Source organism: Sinomonas terricola, assembly GCF_034931225.1.
GTDB classification, from domain to species: Bacteria; Actinomycetota; Actinomycetes; order Actinomycetales; family Micrococcaceae; genus Sinomonas; species Sinomonas terricola.
In genome coordinates, this window is the sequence record NZ_JAYGGQ010000004.1 from 39,294 (window position 1) to 58,200 (window position 18,907).

At 71.3% G+C, this 18,907-nt stretch carries 16 protein-coding genes; 3 read left to right on the plus strand and 13 right to left on the minus strand.

All coding sequences use genetic code 11. The features are described 5' to 3' along the window. The 12 genes from SPF06_RS07200 to argC all read right to left on the minus strand — a co-directional run bounded on the left by SPF06_RS07200 (position 1) and on the right by argC (position 11,798). Entirely contained in the window at positions 1-1,383 is a 1,383-nt protein-coding gene (locus tag SPF06_RS07200; protein WP_323278349.1) for a recombinase family protein, read from the minus strand. After that, positions 1,380-2,012 (minus strand): DNA-3-methyladenine glycosylase, encoded by a 633-nt coding sequence (locus tag SPF06_RS07205; protein WP_323278350.1) that lies wholly within the window; start codon positions 2,010-2,012, stop codon positions 1,380-1,382. The genes SPF06_RS07200 and SPF06_RS07205 overlap by 4 nt, the downstream gene beginning before the upstream one ends. Positions 2,013-2,015: 3 nt before the next feature. After that, positions 2,016-2,282: a DNA-3-methyladenine glycosylase gene (locus SPF06_RS07210; protein WP_428985724.1), complete on the minus strand. Its 267-nt coding sequence runs from the start codon at positions 2,280-2,282 to the stop codon at positions 2,016-2,018. Between the two features lie 15 nt (positions 2,283-2,297). After that, positions 2,298-3,038 carry a maleylpyruvate isomerase family mycothiol-dependent enzyme gene (locus tag SPF06_RS07215; RefSeq protein WP_323278351.1) on the minus strand — a complete coding sequence of 247 codons (741 nt, stop codon included), beginning with the start codon at positions 3,036-3,038 and terminating at the stop codon, positions 2,298-2,300. Between the two features lie 40 nt (positions 3,039-3,078). Further along, a complete protein-coding gene (gene argH, locus SPF06_RS07220) occupies positions 3,079-4,494 on the minus strand; it encodes an argininosuccinate lyase (RefSeq protein ID WP_323278352.1) in 1,416 nt (471 codons plus the stop codon). 5 nt (positions 4,495-4,499) lie between these two features. After that, positions 4,500-5,705, minus strand: a complete 1,206-nt coding sequence (locus tag SPF06_RS07225) for an argininosuccinate synthase (RefSeq protein ID WP_323278353.1) — start codon at positions 5,703-5,705, stop codon at positions 4,500-4,502. Between the two features lie 120 nt (positions 5,706-5,825). Beyond that, positions 5,826-6,344, minus strand: a complete 519-nt coding sequence (locus SPF06_RS07230; RefSeq protein WP_428985725.1) for an arginine repressor — start codon at positions 6,342-6,344, stop codon at positions 5,826-5,828. Positions 6,345-6,349: 5 nt separating this feature from the next. Then, positions 6,350-7,315, minus strand: a complete 966-nt coding sequence (argF, locus tag SPF06_RS07235) for an ornithine carbamoyltransferase (protein WP_323278354.1) — start codon at positions 7,313-7,315, stop codon at positions 6,350-6,352. After that, the gene (locus tag SPF06_RS07240) at positions 7,312-8,628 is read right to left on the minus strand and encodes an acetylornithine transaminase (RefSeq protein WP_323278355.1); all 1,317 of its coding nucleotides are present in this window, start codon (positions 8,626-8,628) and stop codon (positions 7,312-7,314) included. Before SPF06_RS07240 ends, argF begins: the two co-directional genes overlap by 4 nt. Beyond that, positions 8,625-9,581: an acetylglutamate kinase gene (gene argB / locus SPF06_RS07245; RefSeq protein WP_323278356.1), complete on the minus strand. Its 957-nt coding sequence runs from the start codon at positions 9,579-9,581 to the stop codon at positions 8,625-8,627. Before argB ends, SPF06_RS07240 begins: the two co-directional genes overlap by 4 nt. 7 nt (positions 9,582-9,588) lie before the next feature. Beyond that, positions 9,589-10,755 (minus strand): bifunctional glutamate N-acetyltransferase/amino-acid acetyltransferase ArgJ, encoded by a 1,167-nt coding sequence (gene argJ / locus SPF06_RS07250; protein WP_323278357.1) that lies wholly within the window; start codon positions 10,753-10,755, stop codon positions 9,589-9,591. Further along, entirely contained in the window at positions 10,752-11,798 is a 1,047-nt protein-coding gene (argC, locus tag SPF06_RS07255) for an N-acetyl-gamma-glutamyl-phosphate reductase (protein ID WP_323278358.1), read from the minus strand. Before argC ends, argJ begins: the two co-directional genes overlap by 4 nt. Positions 11,799-11,937: 139 nt before the next feature. Between argC and SPF06_RS07260 the strand changes: the two genes are divergently transcribed. The 3 genes from SPF06_RS07260 to SPF06_RS07270 are packed head-to-tail and all read left to right on the plus strand — an operon-like array spanning position 11,938 to position 18,193. Beyond that, positions 11,938-12,903, plus strand: a complete 966-nt coding sequence (locus SPF06_RS07260; protein ID WP_323278359.1) for a quinone oxidoreductase family protein — start codon at positions 11,938-11,940, stop codon at positions 12,901-12,903. Next, entirely contained in the window at positions 12,900-16,850 is a 3,951-nt protein-coding gene (locus SPF06_RS07265) for a Pls/PosA family non-ribosomal peptide synthetase (RefSeq protein ID WP_428985726.1), read from the plus strand. The genes SPF06_RS07260 and SPF06_RS07265 overlap by 4 nt, the downstream gene beginning before the upstream one ends. Next, positions 16,847-18,193: a M1 family metallopeptidase gene (locus tag SPF06_RS07270; RefSeq protein WP_323278360.1), complete on the plus strand. Its 1,347-nt coding sequence runs from the start codon at positions 16,847-16,849 to the stop codon at positions 18,191-18,193. Before SPF06_RS07265 ends, SPF06_RS07270 begins: the two co-directional genes overlap by 4 nt. 53 nt (positions 18,194-18,246) lie before the next feature. On the opposite strand, the gene SPF06_RS07275 is transcribed toward SPF06_RS07270, so the two are convergent. Continuing rightward, a complete protein-coding gene (locus SPF06_RS07275) occupies positions 18,247-18,903 on the minus strand; it encodes a 4'-phosphopantetheinyl transferase family protein (protein ID WP_323278361.1) in 657 nt (218 codons plus the stop codon). Positions 18,904-18,907 lie beyond the last annotated feature (4 nt).

Below are 18,907 nucleotides of genomic sequence, written 5' to 3' on the forward strand. Positions count from 1 at the left end.
CTAGCGTTCGGAGGCGACGTCGCGGCCGTCGTCCCTGAGGGTGATGCTGGTCGTCGTGTAGTCATATCGCGAGCCTCTGCCGGTTGGGTGGATCTTGACCTCGAGGAGCGCCCGGATCAGCGCCCGCTGTCGATCTGTGCCCGCGAGGAGCCATGCGGCAGCGGGATCTTCGGCTGTCAAGATCGGTGCCAGAGCGCCTCTGGATGCCAGGGCGGACATCCTTGCCTCGGTCTCCGCGAGGAGCTGTCTGAGGCGCTCTGAGGCCTTCAGGAGCTGGCTCCTGCTCAGCAGGCCTTCGGCGTAGTCCTCGGCGACCTGGTCGAGCCGACGGCGGATCGTGTCGGCTTCGGCGGCGGCCGCAGCCGCCGCCTCGGTCCGTCCGCCGTCGAGGAGCTGCGCTATCCCTTCCTCGCGGGTGAGCAGCCCCACGATCACCGCCGCGACGTGGTCTTCGACGGATTCGGCTTTGCGGCCGACGTGCCCGTCAGGGCACGAGTACAGCCTGACGCCGCGCGCGGTGTAGGCGGTTCGGATGGGTTGATCGCATACGCCGCACTCGGCCGCACCGATGAGGAGGTGCTTGCGGGCTCCTCCGCCCTTGGAGCTGCCGGTGGTAGCGGCCAGGGCCAAGCGCCACACAGCCTCGGACACGATGGGGTCCCATGCTGCTTTGCCGATGACTTCGCCGTTGCGCGCTCGAATGCCTGCGTTGCGGGGATTCCGCAGGAGTGCACGGACCGTTCCCTGGGTCCACTCGTTGCCGAGCGATGTGCGGACCCCGCTCGAGTTCAGGCCGGCCGCGATCGCGTTCTGCGAGGTGCCAGCAAGGATGTCGTCGTACATGCCCCGAACGACGGAGGCCTCCTCGGGCCGGTGCGTCATGCCGTCAGCCTCGAATCCGAACGGCCTTCTCGTCGTCCAAGGCTTTCCGGCCGCGGCGCGCTGAGCGTGCGCGGCCTTCTGCCGTGCGCTCTTGCGCTCGACCTCGCCTCGGGCGACCGACGCCTTGATCCTGGCGTACATGCGGCCGCCGTCCGTGCCGAGATCCGCCTCACCGTTCGCCGTGACGAGCCGCAGGCCGCGCTCTGTGGCACGGTCGATCCAGTCCTCGAGCTGGCGAGGCTGGCGCGTCAGGCGGTCCAGATCCCAGCACACGAGCGCGTCGTACTCCCCGCGCTCCCATGCGGCCACCAGCCTGTCGTACGCCGGCCGCGACTTGCGCGCATCAGATGCCGAGACCGAGTTGTCCACGTACTCGCCGGCGACAGCCCACCCTCGCTGCCGAATGATCTGCATGCACGCTTCCCGCTGCCGCTCGACGGCGAGCCCTTCGCCCGTGCGGTCGAGGCTGATGCGCAAGTAGATTGCCGCCCGCGCGCTCATGACGCCACCGCCTTCCGGCCCGCGTCCGCCCGATACCGCGACACCGTCGGCTCGTCCCGGACCCAGAACCTCCACGGATAGGCCGAAGTCCCGCCCTCGCCGGACACCCCCACGCGCGGCCCCGACATGATCGACGCTTGTCGCTCCCTCGGCAGAATGATCGAGACCGAGAGGCCCGCGCGATGCTCTGCGAGCGCAGCCCCGCTGTGCTCGATTCCGATGCCGATCACGCGGCCCAGGTTTCCCGGTCCGCTTGCCAGACCGCTGTCGGCCTTCGCCGTGGGCCGACGGCTCCGTGCGAGCTCGACGCCGTCGATCACGCGGCCCGATCGCAGGAGGACTCCCGAAGCCGTGCCGTCGGGCCCACACACGAGGTTGAGACACCGATGCACTCCGTGGGAGAGGTAAACATAGAGATGCCCCGGCGGGCCGAACATGGGCCAGTTCCTGGACGTGAGTCCCCTGTAGGCGTGCGATGCCGGGTCAGCTTCCCCCAGGTAGGCTTCTACTTCTGTGAGGCGGACAGCGACTGCGCCCGCCGCCCCTTCGCACAGCAAGACGGCACCGAGCAGATCGGGTGCCACATCCAGGGCACTGCGGTTGAAGAAGTCCACCTCCAAAGTATGCACTAGCTAGAAGTCCTTGCCATACGTGAAGTACACATAGAGATGACCGGGCGGCCCCCACATGACCTCATTGCGTGGCGTGCGCCCGTTGTACGAGTGCGAGCCGGGATCGGCATGCTCAGAATCGCGGTGGCCGCGGTAGGCCTCGACCTCGGTGAGACGGACGCCCACGCTGCCCTCCGCCGTCGTATGCGTGAGCACCGCGCCCAAGAGCTCGGGGGCGACCGCGACCGGATCCCGCAGGAGCCAGTGGATCAGCTCAGTCTCGTCCATGGTCGGGACGGCCGATCAGCTGAACGCGAAGGCCGACGGCCAGGGTCCGATCTCGGGAAGCGATATCGCGGCGCCGTCGAGCTCGGCCCGTACCGAGCCGTGGCCCACAGGCCGCCCCGCCAGCCAGGCGGCGACGTCCTCGAGCCGGCCTTCGAGCAGTACGACGCGGCTCCCGGTGCCGAGGCGGATCTCCCCCGACCGCGTGTGCAGCACGAACGTGCTCGACGAGGGAACGCGCGGATCGAGGAAGTCGACGAGGTGGCGGCAGAATTCCTCGCCCCATTCCTGCTGGGTGCAGCCCGTCCCAAGGTCGCTGCGGTGGATCACAAGCTCGCGCCACAGCGCGAGGGCGACGTCCCGCACGGTCCCGTTGCGGAAGCGCACCGGTAGGTTCCACTGTTCGGGCTCAAGCGAATCGAGATCGGCGAGCACGCGATCGAGCGCCGACCCGACCAGCTCGCGATACTCGTCGGCCGTGGCCCCCGAGCCCTCCTCGATCGCCTGGTCGCGGGCGGGCTGGCCGCCGTCGTACAGCTCGGCTGTCTCGCCGCGCGTCGCGTACTCGACCTGCCGCGCGAGGGCGGCGGCGATGCCCTCGAGATGGGCCAGGACGTGCCCGCGCGTCCAGCCCGGAAGCTCGGACGGGTGGCGCACGGAGTCGTCGGCAAGGCGCTCGAGCTCGGCCCGGGCGCCCTCCGCCGCGACATGGATCTCGCCGAGGAGGCGGTCTTCGCTGAGGGCGGCTTCAGTTCCCATGCCATCAGGGTAGTCAGTCGCCGCCCCCAACGATGAGGCGTCAGCCCGCGAAGCTCCGCGCGTCCGCGAGCTGTGCCTTGAGTGCCTCGAGCTGGCGTGCGACGGCCGACGGCGCGGTGCCGCCTTGGGCGCTCCGGCTCGCGAGCGAGCCTTCCGTGCTGAGGACCGAGCGCACCTCGGGAGTGAGCGCGGGGCTGATGGCCGCGTACTCCTCGTCCGTGAGGTCCCAGAGCTCGACGCCGCGGCTTTCGGCCTGGCGCACGGCGGCGCCGGAGAGCTCGTGCGCCTCCCGGAACGGCACGCCCTCGCGGACGAGCCACTCGGCGATATCGGTCGCGAGGGCGAAGCCCTGCGGCGCGAGCGAGGCCATGCGCTCCGTGTTGAACACGAGCGTCGCGATCATGCCGGACACTGCCGGGAGCAGGAGCTCGAGGGTATCCGCCGCGTCGAAGACCGGCTCCTTGTCCTCCTGCAGGTCGCGGTTGTACGCGAGCGGCAGTCCCTTGAGCGTCGCGAGCAGACCGGTGAGGTCGCCGATGAGGCGGCCCGCCTTGCCGCGGGCGAGCTCGGCGACGTCCGGGTTCTTCTTCTGGGGCATGATCGACGACCCGGTCGAGAACGCGTCGTCGAGCGTGACGAAGGAGAACTCCTTCGTGGCCCACAGGATGACCTCCTCGCTGATCCGCGAGAGGTCGACGCCGATCATTGCGGCGACCCACGCGAATTCGGCGAAGACGTCGCGGGACGCCGTGCCGTCGATCGAGTTGTGCACGGCCGAGTCGAAGCCGAGGTCCGCCGCGACGGCCTCGGGGTCGAGGCCGAGCGACGAGCCCGCGAGCGCGCCCGAACCGTACGGGGAGACGGCCGCACGCCTGTCCCAGTCCGCGAGACGCTGGACGTCTCGCAGGAGCGCCCACGCGTGGGCGAGCAGGTGGTGGCTCAAGAGGACCGGCTGCGCGTGCTGGAGATGCGTCCGCCCCGGCATGGCCGCCTCGGGGTGAGCCTCGGCCTGGGCCACGAGGGCGTCGACCGTGTCGAGGACGCCACGAGCGACAAGCTTCGCATGGTCGCGCAGGAACATGCGGCCGAGCGTCGCGACCTGGTCGTTGCGCGAGCGGCCCGCGCGGAGCTTGCCGCCGAGATGGGCGCCCGCGCGCTCGATGAGGCCGCGCTCGAGCGAACCGTGCACGTCCTCGTCCGACTCGGCCGGGACGTACGCGCCCGAGGCGACGTCGGCGTCGAGGCGTTCGAGGGCGTCGAGCATGCCCGACAGCTCGGCGTCGTCGAGCAGGCCCGCGCGGTGCAGCACGCGCGCGTGCGCCCGCGAGCCGGCGATGTCATAGCGTGCGAGCCGCCAGTCGAAGTGGGTGGACTTGCTGAGCGCGGCCAGCGCGTCGGCAGGCCCGCCGGCAAAGCGCCCGCCCCACAAGGCGCCCTCGTTGGTCCCCTGAGTCACCGGCGCTACTCTCCCGCGACCCGCTGGTCGCGGCCCGAGGCGACCTTGGACGCCATGCCCCAGATGTCGATGAAGCCCTTCGCGCTCGACTGGTCGAACGTGTCGCCCGTGTCGTAGGTCGCGAGGCTGAAGTCGTACAGGGACGTGTCGGAGCGGCGGCCGGTCACGACGGCGGTGCCGGCGTGGAGGGTCATGCGGATCTCGCCCGAGACGTACTGCTGGCTGTCCTCGATGAAGCCGTCGAGCGCGCGCTTGAGCGGCGAGAACCACTGCCCGTCGTACACGAGCTCGGACCAGCGCTGGCCCACGGTCGCCTTGAAGCGTGCATGCTCGCGCTCGATCGTGACGTCCTCAAGGTGCTTGTGGGCCGTGATGAGCGCCATGGCGCCCGGGGCCTCGTAGATCTCGCGGCTCTTGATCCCGACGAGCCGGTCCTCGACGACGTCGATGCGGCCCACTCCCTGCGCACCGGCCCGGCGGTTGAGCTCCTGGATGACCTGCAGCGGGGTGAGCTCGACGCCGTCGAGCGCCGTCGGAACGCCCTGCTTGAAGGTGATCGTGACCTCGTCGGGCGCCGGGGGGAACTCGGGGCTCTGCGTGTAGTCGTAGATGTCCTTCGTCGGGGCGTTCCAGATGTCCTCGAGGTAGCCCGTCTCGATCGCGCGACCCCACACGTTCTGGTCGATCGAGTAGGGGTTCTTCTTCGTCGTGACGATCGGGAGGTGCTTCTCCTCGGCGTATGCGATGGCCTTGTCGCGCGTGAGCGCGAGGTCGCGGACGGGGGCGATGCACTTGAGGTCGGGGCCGAGCGTCTGGATGCCGACCTCGAAGCGGACCTGGTCGTTGCCCTTGCCCGTGCAGCCGTGCGCGACGGTCGTCGCGCCGAATTCGCGCGCGGCCTTGACGAGGTGCTTGACGATCACGGGGCGGGAGATCGCGGAGACGAGCGGGTAGTGGCCCTGGTAGAGGCCGTTGGCCTTGAGGGTCGGCATGCAGTACTCGTTCGCGAACTCGTCGCGCGCGTCGGCGACGTACGCCTCGACGGCGCCGCAGCCGAGGGCGCGCTGGCGCACCGTCTCGAGGTCCTCGCCGCCCTGCCCGACGTCGACGGCCACGGCGACGACCTCGGCGCCGGTGGCGTCGGCGATCCAGCCGATCGCGACGGAGGTGTCGAGCCCGCCCGAGTAGGCGAGGATGATGCGATCCTTCACGGTGTTCTCCCTTGCAGGTGTGCCAAGCGCGGAGGCCAAGCGAATTGTTATTCAGAAGTCTACATAACTATGCAGGCGTTTCGCACACTGCCCCTGCAGCGCGCTCGACGTCCCAGCCTCTCACGCGCCCTGGGACGCGAGCTCGAGGAAACGCGCCGCGACGGCCTCGCCGCCGAGCGGGTCGCGCGTCACGATCATGACCGTATCGTCGCCCGCGATCGTGCCGAGGATCGAGGGGATCACCGAGTGGTCGACGGCGAGCGCGAGGAAGTTCGCGGCGCCAGGCGGTGTGCGGAGGACGACGAGGTTCGCGCTGGCCTCCGCGCTCACGAGGAGCTCGGCGCACAGCCTCGCGAGCCGGGCGTCGAGCACCTCTTGGTCGAGGGCCGAACGGGGGCTCCGGTCGCCGCCCTCGCCACGCACCGCGTAGACGAGCCCGCCATCCGTACCGCGCACGCGGACGGCGCCGATCTCGACGAGGTCGCGCGAGAGCGTCGCCTGGGTGACCTGCACGCCGTCGTCCGCGAGCAGCGCCGCGAGCTCCGCCTGCGAGCGCACGGACTGCCCCGTGAGCAGCGCACGGATGCGCGCCTGGCGGGCGGCCTTCGTCTGCGGCGCGGGACCGGAAGCGACGCTCACGGAACTCAGCCCAGCCCGTCCACCGTGGCCTGGCCGGAGCGGTGCAGGAGCCAGGCGAGCAGGGCCTTCTGCGCGTGCAGGCGGTTCTCGGCCTCGTCCCACACGATCGACTGCGGGCCGTCGATGACATCCGCCGAGACCTCGTACCCGCGGTAGGCCGGGAGGCAGTGGAGGAACACCGCGTCGGGCGCGGCCTTCGCCATCGCCTCCGCGTCGACGCTGTAGGCGCGGAACAGCGTGAGGCGCGCCTCCTTCTCGGACTCCTGCCCCATCGAGACCCACGTGTCGGTGGCGACGACGTCCGCCCCTTCGAGGGCCGCCACGGGATCGACCGTGATGAGCACAGACCCGCCGGTCTCCGCCGCGACCTTCTCGGCCTCCGCCACGATGCTCACCGCTGGAAGGTAGCCCTCGGGACCGGCGATGCGCACGTGCATGCCCGCGGTGACGCCCGCGAGGAGGTAGGAGTTGGCCATGTTGTTCGCGGCGTCGCCGAGGTAGGCGAGCGAAAGGCCCGCGAGCTGGCCCTTGTGCTCGCGAACCGTCAGGAGGTCAGCGAGGAGCTGGCACGGGTGGTAGTCGTCGCAGAGCGCGTTGACGACGGGCACGCGGGAATTGGCCGCCATGTCGACGAGCCCCTGATGCGCCCCCGTGCGCCACACGATCGCGGCGACCATGCGCTCGAGCACCTTCGCGGTGTCCTCGACGGACTCCTTGTGCCCGATCTGGGCCTCGCCGGGGTTGATGATGAGCGGCGCCCCGCCCAGATCCGAGATGCCCGCCGAGAACGAGACGCGCGTGCGGGTCGACGTCTTGTCGAAGATGACGGCGACGGTCTTGCGCGCCGACCCTTCAGCCGCGAGGGGCTGCACTGAGTAGGGCGCGGCCTTGAGCCGGACCGCGAGGTCGAGGACCTCGGCCTGCTCTGCCGGGGTGAGATCGGTGTCCTTGAGGAAGTGCCGGACGGTCATGAATCCTCCTGCTGGGAGTTGAGCGCTGCGGCAGCCCGGGAGACGAGCTGCGGAAGCGCCGCGATGAAGGTGTCCGCCTGGTCGGCGGTGAGGATGAGCGGCGGCGCGAGGCGGATGGTGCGCGGGCCGGGGGCGTTGACGATGAAGCCCGCCTCGAGGCCGGCTTCGACGACGGCGGCGGCCAGGTTCGCGCCGTCGGGCACCGCCGCCGTGTCCCCGCCGGGGCCCGCGAGGTCGAAGCCGATCAGGAGGCCGCGGCCGCGCACCTCCGCGACCTCGGGGAGCTTCGCGAGGGCCGAGCGCACGTGCTCGCCGACCGCCCGCACGTTCGCGAGCACGCCCTGGCTCTCGATCGCGTGCAGCGTCGCGAGCGCGGCCGCGGTCGCGACCGGGTTGCCGCCGAACGTCGTGCCGTGCTGGCCCGCCGAGAGCAGCGCGCTGTTCTCGGGGCCGAACGTGATGAGCGCTCCGATGGGGAAGCCGCCGCCGAGGCCCTTGGCGAGAGAAATCGCATCCGGCACGACGCCCGAATCGCCGATGGCGAACCACTCGCCTGTGCGGCCGACGCCCGTCTGGACCTCGTCGACGATGAGGAGGGCGCCGGCGTCGCGCGTGATGCGCCTCGCCTCGGCGAGATAGCCGTCGGGAAGGGGGACGACGCCCGCCTCGCCCTGGATGGGCTCGAGGAAGAGCGCCTGCGTCGTGTCGTCGACTTCGGCGCGGAGGGCGTCGAGGTCGCCGAACGGGATGTGGACGACGCCGGCGGGCAGCGGTGCGAACGGCTCGCGGTACGCCTTCTTCGCGGTGAGCGCGAGCGCGCCCATCGTGCGCCCGTGGAACGCCCCCTCGAGCGCGACGATCTTCGTGCGCCGGGTGCCGTCGCCGCGCACGCTGTTCCTCCGAGCCAGCTTGAATGCGGCCTCGTTTGCCTCCGTGCCCGAGTTCGCGAAGAACACCTTCGAGCCGGCCGGGGCGTGCGCGAGCTCGAGGAGTTTCTCCGCGAGCGCGACCTGCGTCGGGCTCGTGAAGAAGTTCGAGACGTGGCCGAGGGTCGCGAGCTGCGACGAGATGACGCTCGTGACGAACGGGTGCGCGTGGCCGAGCGCGTTGACGGCGATCCCGCCGAGAAGGTCGAGGTATTGCTTGCCGTCCGCGTCCCACACGTGGCAGCCCTGCCCTCGCACGAGCACGCGCTGGGGTGTTCCGAACACGCCCATGAGGGAGTTCGAGTAGCGGGCGAGCCACGACTCACCCGTGGACGTGCCGACGAGCTCGGAGACAGGACGGGTCTCGGGGGTGTTGGGGGTGCTCATAGTGCTCCTTCTGCGTCGGGCACGACCTGTGTGCCCACGCCAGCGTCGGTGAAGATCTCGAGCAGCATCGTGTGGGGACTGCGCCCGTCGACGATCGCCGCGCGGTCCACGCCCTCCGAGACGGCCTTGAGGCATGCGCCCATCTTGGGGATCATCCCTGATTCGAGGGTTGGGAGCATGTCCCGCAGCTCGGACGCCGCGATCTGCGAGACGAGCGAATCCTTGTCGGGCCAGTCGCGGTAGAGCCCCTCGACGTCGGTGAGCACCACGAGGCGCGAGGCCTTGAGGGCGACGGCGACGGCGGCGGCCGCGGTGTCCGCGTTGACGTTGAGCACCTGGCCGGTGGGCACATAGCGCTCGACGCCGTCGTCGCCCTTCTCGAGGGCGACTTCGGGCGCGACGGTCGAGATGACGGGGATGCGGCCGGCCTCGAGGATGTCGTGCACCGCGGCCGGGTCGACGCCGACGACCTCGCCGACGAGGCCGAGATCGACTTCCTCGCCGTCGACGACCGCGCCAGTGCGCACGGCGCGGAGCAAACCCGCGTCCTCGCCCGAGAGCCCGACCGCGTACGGGCCGTGCGAATTGATGAGGCCCACGAGCTCGCGCCCGACTTGGCCCGTGAGGACCATGCGGACGACGTCCATGGCCTCGGGCGTCGTGACGCGCAGTCCGCCCTTGAACTCGCTCTCGATCCCGACGCGCTTGAGCATCGCGTTGATCTGGGGGCCGCCGCCGTGCACGACGACGGGGTGGATGCCCGCATGGTGGAGGAACACGATGTCCTGGGCGAACGCGCGGCGGAGCTCGTCGTTGACCATCGCGTTGCCGCCGTACTTGACGACCATCGTGCTGCCCGCGAACTTCTGGATCCACGGAAGCGCCTCGATGAGGGTCGCCGCCTTGTCCATCGCGAGGCGGAGGTTGTGGGGAGCCGTCTCAGCCTGGGTCATGGGGTCCTCAGCTCGAGTACGCGCTGTTCTCGTGCACGTAGTCGTGCGTGAGGTCGTTCGTGAGGATCGTCGCCTCGGCGTCCCCCGCCTGGAGGTCGATCTCGACGAGCACCTCCCGCGGCCCGAGGTCCACGAGCGAGCGGTCCTCGCCGATGCCGCCCTTCCGGCAGACCTCGACGCCGTTGATCGTGACGCTCAGCGCGTCGGGCTCGAACACGGCGTCGGTCGTGCCGACGGCGGAGAGGACGCGGCCCCAGTTGGGGTCCTTGCCGAAGATCGCGGTCTTGAAGAGGTTGGACCGGGCGACGGCGCGCGCAACCACCTCGGCGTCGCTCTCCGACGCCGCGTTGAACGCGCGGATCGCGATGTCGTGGCTTGCGCCTTCGGCGTCCCCGATGAGCTTGCGCGCGAGCTCGGCGCAGACCTGCGTGAGGCCCGCAGTGAAATCGACCTCGCCGGGCACCGCGCCCGATGCGCCGGAGGAGAGCAGGACGACCGTGTCGTTGGTCGACATGCAGCCGTCCGAGTCCGCGCGATTGAACGTCACCCGCACGGCGTCGCGAAGGGCAACGTCGAGCATCTCGGGGTTCGTCACGGCGTCGGTTGTGAGCACGACGAGCATGGTCGCGAGCCCCGGCGCGAGCATGCCCGCGCCCTTCGCAATCCCGCCGATCGTGTACTCGGTGCCCTCCGAGTCTGTGCCGGTGAACACGGACTCCTTCGGCACCGTGTCCGTCGTCATGATGGCGACGGCGGCGTCATGCCCGCCGTCGGCCGCAAGCCCTGCGGAGGCCGCCTCGACGCCCGCAAGGATCTTGTCCATGGGGAGCTGCTCGCCGATGAGCCCCGTCGAGCACACGACGACGTCGCCCGCCGAGATCCCGAGGATGTCCGCGGCCTTCTCCGCGGTCGTGTGCGCGTTCTGGAAGCCCTGGGCGCCAGTGCACGCGTTCGCGCCGCCCGAGTTGAGGATCACGGCGTCGGCCCGGCCGTCGGAGATGGCCTGGCGCGACCAGTGGACCGGCGCGGCGGCCACGCGGTTCGACGTGAAGACGGCGGCAGCGCTCTTGTCCGGCCCGTCGTTGACGACGAGCGCGACATCGGGCTTGCCCGACGCCTTGAGGCCGGCGGTGACGCCGGCGGCCCGGAAGCCCTTGGGTGCGGTGACGGTCACGGGGCAACTCCCAGCTGTGCGAGGCCGGCGCCCTCAGGGAGCCCCAGCGCGATATTCATGGACTGCACCGCGCCGCCCGCGGTGCCCTTGGTCAGATTGTCGATCGCGGAGCTCACGATCACACGCCCGACGTGCTCGTCGAATGCGAGCTGCATCGCCGCGTTGTTCGAGCCGAGGACCATCTGCGTGGCGGGCCACTGGCCCTCGGGAAGCACGTGGACGAAGGCCTCGTCCCGGTAGGCCTCCTCCCACGCTGCGCGCAGCGCGGCACCGTCGACGCCGGGCTTGACCCGCGCGGTCGCCGTCGTGAGAATTCCGCGGCTCATGGGCGCGAGCGTCGGCGTGAACGAGATCCGCACGGACTCCCCCGCGGCGTTCGAGAGGCCCTGCTCGATCTCGGGCGTATGCCGGTGGCCGCCGCCCACGCCGTACGGGCTCATGGATCCCATGACCTCGGAGCCGAGCAGATGCGGCTTGGCCGACTTGCCAGCGCCTGACGTGCCCGAGGCCGAGACGATCACGACGTCCTCGGGCTCGAGGTGGCCTGCCGCGAAGCCCGGGACGAGCGCGAGCAGCGCCGACGTCGGGTAGCACCCGGGCACCGCGATGCGGCGGGCGCCGCGGAGCTTCTCGCGTTGCCTCGCGCCCCCGGCAAGGGGCAGCTCAGGCAGGCCGTACGGCCACGTTCCGGCGTGCTCCGAGCGGTAGAACTTGAACCACGCCTCGGGGTCCTCGAGGCGGTGGTCCGCGCCGGCGTCAATCACGAGCGTGTCCGCGGGAAGCTGGGCGGCGACCTCGGCGGACGCTCCGTGCGGAAGCGCAAGGAACACGACGTCGTGGCCCGCGAGGTTCTCCGCCGTCGTCTCGACGATCACACGGTCGGCGAGCGACAGGAGGTGAGGCTGGAGCTCGCCGAGGCGGGCGCCCGCGCTGCTGTGCGCGGTGATCGCGCCGATCTCGATCTCGGGATGGTTGGCGAGCAGCCGGAGGACCTCTCCCCCGGCGTAGCCGCTGGCCCCGGACACTGCTGCGGTAATAGTCACCCGGCCACTATAGGCAAAGTTATGCAGAACTATCAATATTTATGCATTGAGGATTCTGGCGCGCCGCCTCCTAGGATGGGGCACGGACGAGAACACAAGGACGACTCTACGAAGCAGCGCCAGCAAGAGGAGCGAACCCATGATCAACGCCATCGTCGCCGCCGCCCCGGGAGGGCCCGAAGTCCTCGTGTCCACAGCCGTCGAGAAGCCGCAGCCGGGACCGGGCCAGCTCCTCATCAAGGTCGCCGCGACCGGCGTCAACTTCATCGAGACCTACCAGCGCCAGGGCATCTACAACGTTCCGTTCCCCTTCACCCCAGGCGACGAGGCCGCCGGGACCGTCGAGGGGCTGGGCGAGGGCGTGGAGAACTTCGCCGTGGGCGACCGCGTCGCGACGGCCGAGGGGTACTCCGCGTACGCGGAGTACATGGTGGTGGACGCTGTCAAGGCCCTCCCCGTCCCCGATGGCCTCGACCTCGACGCGGCGGCTGCCCTCCCGCTCCAGGGCATGACGGCGCACTACCTCGTCAACTCGAGCTTCCACGTCCAGCCAGGCCAGACGGCTCTCGTCCACGCGGGCGCGGGCGGCGTGGGCCTGCTCCTCATCCAGCTGCTCAAGGCCAAGGGCGCGCAGGTCATCACGACCGTCTCAACCGACGCCAAGGCCGAGCTCGCGGCCAGCGCGGGTGCCGACCACGTGATCCGCTACTCGGGCTTCGACCGGCAGGCGCGCGAGCTCACCTCGGGCGCGGGCGTCGACGTCGTGTACGACGGCGTGGGGCGCGACACGTTTGACGGCTCGCTTGCGTCGCTGCGCATCCGGGGCTCGCTCGTGCTGTTCGGCGCTGCATCGGGACCGGTCCCGCCCGTCGATCCGCAGCGCCTCAACGCCGGCGGCTCGCTCTTCCTGACGCGCCCGACCCTCAAGCACCATCTCTTGAATCCCCAGGAGCGGCTCTGGCGCTCGTCCGAAGTGTTCGCGGCGGCGCTCGAAGGCACCCTCTCGGTCCGCATCGGCGCGACCTATCCGCTCGCCTCCGCAGCGGACGCGCATCGCGCCCTCGAGGGACGCGCTACGACCGGCAAGGTGCTCCTCATCCCGTGAGCGATCCCCAACCTGCGCCGGCCGAGGCGGCCATTCCCGTCGAGCCGGCCGCGCACCCGCATCGTCCGCAGCTCCCCGCCGTCGAGCGCACACCCCCGGTGCGGACGCTCGTGGACGTCCTCGTCGCGACCGCCGAGGCGTTCCCCGAGTCGCCCGCGCTCGATGACGGCGCGCGCGTGCTGAGCTACGCCGAGCTCCTCGGCGAGGTGCGCGCGGCCGGGCGGAAGCTCCACGCGGCGGGCCTCGGAGCGGGAGATCGGATCGGCGTCCGCATCCCGTCGGGGACGAACGAGCTGTACGTCGCGATCCTCGCGATCCTGCTCGTGGGCGGCGCCTATGTGCCGGTCGACGCCGACGACCCCGACGAGCGCGCGAAGCTCGTCTTCAGCGAGGCCAAGGTCGCCGGCATCCTGCGCGGCGGGGGCTCGCTCGTCGTCGGCCGGGAGCGGGCTGCCCCGCATCCGAGCCCTCGGCCGCCGCAGCCCGAGGACGACTGCTGGATCATCTTCACGTCCGGCTCGACGGGTACGCCCAAGGGGGTCGCCGTGAACCACCGCTCGGCAGCAGCGTTCGTCGACGCCGAGTCGCGCCTCTTCCTCCGCAACGAGCCGATTGGCCCCGAGGACCGGGTCCTCGCGGGCCTCTCGGTCGCGTTCGACGCCTCGTGCGAGGAGATGTGGCTCGCGTGGCGGCACGGCGCGTGCCTCGTCCCCGCGCCGCGGGCCCTCGTCCGCACGGGCATGGACCTCGGGCCGTGGCTCGTGCAGCGCGGGATCACGGTCGTCTCGACCGTCCCGACCCTCGCGGCGCTCTGGCCGGGCGAGGCCCTCGAGAACGTCCGGCTGCTCATCTTCGGCGGCGAGGCGTGCCCGCCCGAGCTCGCGCAGCGGCTCGCGGTCGAAGGCCGCGAGGTATGGAACACGTACGGGCCCACGGAGGCCACCGTCGTCGCGTGCGCGGCCCAGCTCGGCGACGGCGGGCCCGTACGCATCGGCCTCCCCCTCGACGGCTGGGACCTCGCGATCGTCGACGCCGAAGGCATCCCGGTGCCCGAGGGCGGCGTCGGGGAGCTCATCATCGGCGGCGTGGGGATCGCGCGATACCTCGACCCCGCGAAGGACGCCGAGAAGTACGCTCCGATGCCGTCCCTCGGCTGGGAACGCGCCTACCGCTCGGGGGACCTCGTGACGTACGAGACGGCGGGACTCGTGTTCCAGGGGCGCGCCGACGAACAGGTCAAGCTCGGCGGGCGCCGGATCGAGCTCGGCGAGGTCGACGCAGCCCTTCAGGCGCTCCCGGGCATCGCGGGCGCCGCGGCGGCCGTGCGGACGACGGCGGCCGGGAACCAGGTGCTCGTGGGGTACCTCGCGCCGTCCGACGGCGCCGTGCCGGACCTCGCGGCGTGCCGTGAGCGGCTTGCGCACGCACTCCCGGCTGCGCTCGTGCCGCTGCTCGTCGTCGTCGACACGCTCCCGACCAAGACGAGCGGGAAGGTGGACCGCGGCGCGCTCCCGTGGCCGCTCCCCGGAGCCGACTCGGCCCCGGGCGAGGCGCTCGACCTGCCGGAGGACGCCGCGTGGGTCGTCGAGCAGTGGTCCGCGGTGCTCGGCACCCAGGCCGCGAACCTCGACGCGGACTTCTTCGCGCACGGCGGAGGCTCCCTCGCCGCCGCACAGCTCGTCTCGGCGCTGCGGCGCCGCTACCCGACCGTCACGGTCGCGGACGTCTACGCCCACCCGCGGGTCGGCGCACTCGTCGAGGCGATCACGGGGACCGCGCGCGCCTCGGGGCCTCCCGCCGTCGAACGCTCGGTCAAGCCCGCCTCGGCGCGGACCCAGCTCGCCCAAACCCTGTTGGGGGTTCCCCTGTTCATCCTCGTGGGCATGCGGTGGCTCACGTACCTCATGGCCGCGAACAACGTGCTCCGCACCGTCGCGGGCTTCTCGGCCGCGCCCACCGTCTCGTGGTGGTGGGTCGCGGCCTCGTGGCTCGTGTTCGTGAGCCCGCTCGGGCGCATGGCGATCTCGGTCGTCGCCGCCCGACTGCTGCTTCGCGGCGTCACGCCCGGCGTGTATCCGCGCTCGGGAAGCGTGCACCTGAGGCTGTGGCTCGCAGAGCAGATCGCGGACCTCGCGCAGGCCGTGAGCCTCGCGAGCGCGCCGTGGGTCCCGTACTACGCACGAGCGCTCGGCGCGAAGATCGGGCGCGACGCCGTGCTGCACTCCGTCCCGCCCGTCACCGGCATGCTCGAGCTCGGGACGAGGGCCTCGGTCGAGCCCGAAGTGGACTTGGCGGGGTGGTGGATCGACGGCGACTCCGTGTACGTCGGGCCCGTCCGAATCGGCCCCGGCGCGACGGTCGGCTCGCGCAGCACGCTGCTGCCGGGCGCGCAGATCGGCGCGAACGCCGTCGTCGAGCCCGGCTCGGCCGTCTCAGGGCGGGTCAAGGCGGGCCTACGGGTCTCGGGCTCCCCCGCCGAGCGGATCGGCAAGGCCAAGCACGAATGGCCCGAGACGACGGGGCGGCGGTCACGGCTCGGCGAAGGCCTCTGGATCGCGGCATTTGCAGCGGGCTCGTCCATGCTTGCGCTCATTCCGTATGCCGCGGGCGCCGCGGCCGCCGGAGTCTTGGTGTGGGCGGCCGCGGGTCATGCGAGCCTCCACGACGCGCTTCCGTCCGTCCTCGCGGCGTTGCCCCTTGCCGCGGCGGCGTGGTTCGCGGCGAACCTGCTCCTCGTCGCGGCCTGCACGCGCGTGCTCGGGCTCGGGCTCCGCGAGGGCACGTACCGGATCCGCAGCCGCATGGGCTGGCAGGTCTGGGCCACCGAGCGCGTCCTCGACATGGCCCGGGACCTCCTCTTCCCCCTCTACGCAAGCCTCTTCACCCCCACGTGGCTTCGCCTCCTCGGCGCGACCGTGGGGAAGGACGTCGAGGCCTCCACGGTCCTGCTCGTGCCCAAGATGACCACAGTGGGCGACGGCGCATTCCTCGCCGACGACACGATGGTCGCCTCCTACGAGCTCGGCGGCGGATGGCTCCGGATCGCCCCGGCCAAGATCGGCAAGCGTGCGTTCCTCGGGAATTCGGGTATGACGGCGGCGGGCCGCTCGGTCCCGAAGAACGGCCTCGTCGCGGTCCTCTCGGCGACCCCCAAGAAGGCCAAGTCCGGCTCGTCGTGGCTCGGGAGCCCTCCCGTGCGCCTCCGCCGGACCTCGCTCGAATCGGACACCGCCCGGACGTTCAGCCCGCCGTCGCGCCTCAAGGTCGCGCGGGCCCTCTGGGAGCTGTGCCGTGCGGTTCCGGTCGTGCTCACGGTGGCCATCGCCGTCGTCGTCCTCGCCGTGCTCGACTGGCTCGCCGCACTGTGGGGCTACGTGCCCGCGGCGCTCGTGTGCGGCGCCGTCATGCTTGCGGCAGGGGCCGTCGCGGCCGGTTCCGCCGTCGCGGCGAAGTGGCTCCTCGTGGGCCGCATCCGCGAAGGAGAGCACCCGCTGTGGAGCTCGTTCGTGTGGCGCAACGAGGTGGTGGACGCTTTCGTCGAGATGGTGGCCGCGCCCTGGTTTGCCCGGGCGGCAGCGGGAACGCCGGCGCTCGTGTGGTGGCTGCGCGCGCTCGGGGCGCGGATCGGCCGCGGCGCGTGGTGCGAGAGCTACTGGCTTCCCGAGGCGGACCTCGTCGAGCTCGGCCCGAGCTCGACCGTCAATCGCGGCTGCGTCGTCCAGACCCATCTGTTCCACGATCGGATCATGAGCCTCGGAAGCGTCGCGATCGGCGACGGCGCGACGATGGGTCCGCACGGCGTCGTCCTCCCCGGCGCGGCCATCGGCTCGGGCGCCACTGTGGGGCCGGCGTCGCTCGTGATGCGCGGCGAGGCCATTCCCGCAGGGACGTACTGGCGCGGCAATCCCGTGGTCCCGTGGTCGGGGCCGAAGGCCCCCACCCGGTGAGCCCCAAGAACGGGGCCCCCGTTCTGGACCCTTACACGCCCGGGCACGGAACGGCCGCCTACCGAGTGGAACGGTACGACCTCGAACTCGACGTCAAGGTCTCAAGCAACCACCTCAGCGGGCGGACCCACATCCACGCCGAAGCACGCGAGAGGCTCGACGCCGTGACGTTGAGCCTCGTGGGCCTGCGTGCGTCGAAGATCTCCCTGGACGGGGCCAAGCCACGCCACTGGACGCAGCGGGGCGACCAGCTCATCATCACGCCGCGCAACCCCCTTCCCAAGGGGCGCGGCTTCGACCTCGACATCCGCTACGAGGGCTCCCCTCGCCCGCTCGATGGCCGGTGGGGCGAGGTCGGGTGGGAAGAGCTCGATGACGGGATCCTCGTGGCGGGGCAGCCCGTCGGCGCGCCGACGTGGTTCCCGTGCAACGACCACCCGAGCCAGAAGGCGGCCTTCGGCATCACCGTGACCGCTGAGGCCGGCTACCGCGTGGTCTCAAACGGAGTCCTCACCGCGCATCGCATGCGATCAAGCCGCGAAACGTGGGTCTACGAACAGTCCGAGCCGATGTCCACCTACCTCGCGACCGTCCTCATCGGGCGGTACCGCGAGCTCGATCTCGGGCGCCTCCCGAACCGGGGCTCGGGCCGGGTCCGCGTCCTCGCGACCGTGCCGCCCAAGCTGCGCGCCGAGGCTAGCGCGGGCCTCCGGGACCAGGTGCGGATGGTCAAGCTCTTCTCAGAGCTCTTCGGACCGTACCCGTTCCGCGACTACACGGTCGTGGTCACCGAGGACGAACTCGAGATCCCGCTCGAGGCCCAGAGCCTTTCGATCGTGGGCCGAAACCACATCAAGCGCACGTGGGACGCCCAACGGCTCCTCGCCCACGAGCTCGCCCACCAGTGGTTCGGCAACTCCGTGACCGTGCGCCGTTGGGAAGACATCTGGCTGCACGAGGGCTTCGCGTGCTACGCCGAATGGCTCTGGAGCGAGGAGGCCGGGGTCGCGTCGGTCAGGGAACGCGCCGCCGCGGCGTGGAAGCTCCTCGCGTCGAGGCCGCAGGACCTCGTGATCGGCTCACCCGGTCCCGCCTGCATGTTCGACGACCGCGTCTACAAGCGCGGGGCCCTCGCACTGCACGCCGTGCGGCGAGCCGTGGGCGACGATCGCTTCTTCCGCTCGCTCAGGGCCTTCGCGTCGGAGTACCGGCACAGGCTCGCCTCGACGGCGGACTTCATCGAGATCCTCGACCGGGTATGCGCGGGCGCGCGGAAGTTCAGCGCCGCCGCCGTCCTCCGCCCGTGGCTCTACGAACGGTCCCTCCCGGCCGCGCCGAAATAGCGCCGCGCCGAAATAGCGCCTCGTCGAGAAGCCGCATCGAGCCGGCCAGCGCGTCAGAGCCGCGCGGCTGCGGCCGAGAAGCCGTCGGGAAGGCCCAGGGCGCGCGCGTCGAGGTCGACGACGCGCGGATCGCCGAGCGTCTCGACCGAGGCCGGGTCCGTGCGCAGCCCCGTGCCCATGGCCTTGAGGAGGGCTTCCTTGCGGGCCCAGAGGCGCGCGGCCTCGGCCTGGGCGTCGCGCGACGCCGTGAGGCGGAGACACTCGCGGGACGAGAAGGCCGAGTCCGGGATCGTCCCGAAGTCGCTGGCGTGTGCGAGGTCGACGCCGATGCGCGCCGGAGCGGAGCACTCGCGGCTGCGCTCGAGCCCGAGGAGGGCCCACCCCGCTGCGCGCGACATGCTCGCGGCCAGCAGGAGGCGCGTCGACAGGGCATCGCCGGCGTCGCCGTCGTCGGACGCAGCGAGCGCGAATCCGGGCGATCCGTGCTCGCCGTCCCCGCACGCGGGGCACCGATAGAGCGGCAGGATACGGCCCGGCCCGACGCCGAGGGCCTCCCCGACGAGAACGCGCAGCGCGATCCGCCCGGCAAGGAACTCGTGGCCCCGCTGAGCGTCCGCGAAGGCGCGCGCGCGAAGGGCCTCCCCTTCCGTCGGCCTGCCGGCCGGAAGAGGAGACCCTTTGTGCCCAAGTGGCACCGCGCGGAGCATCATGCCC

Coding starts and splice junctions, on each gene's coding strand:
- argF (WP_323278354.1), bottom strand. CDS start 7,315: ATGACCGTCCGGCACTTCCTCAAGGACACCGATCTCACCCCGGCAGAG.
- SPF06_RS07200 (WP_323278349.1), bottom strand. CDS start 1,383: ATGAGCGCGCGGGCGGCAATCTACTTGCGCATCAGCCTCGACCGCACG.
- SPF06_RS07215 (WP_323278351.1), bottom strand. CDS start 3,038: ATGGGAACTGAAGCCGCCCTCAGCGAAGACCGCCTCCTCGGCGAGATC.
- SPF06_RS07210 (WP_428985724.1), bottom strand. CDS start 2,282: ATGGACGAGACTGAGCTGATCCACTGGCTCCTGCGGGATCCGGTCGCG.
- SPF06_RS07260 (WP_323278359.1), top strand. CDS start 11,938: ATGATCAACGCCATCGTCGCCGCCGCCCCGGGAGGGCCCGAAGTCCTC.
- SPF06_RS07240 (WP_323278355.1), bottom strand. CDS start 8,628: ATGAGCACCCCCAACACCCCCGAGACCCGTCCTGTCTCCGAGCTCGTC.
- argB (WP_323278356.1), bottom strand. CDS start 9,581: ATGACCCAGGCTGAGACGGCTCCCCACAACCTCCGCCTCGCGATGGAC.
- SPF06_RS07275 (WP_323278361.1), bottom strand. CDS start 18,903: ATGATGCTCCGCGCGGTGCCACTTGGGCACAAAGGGTCTCCTCTTCCG.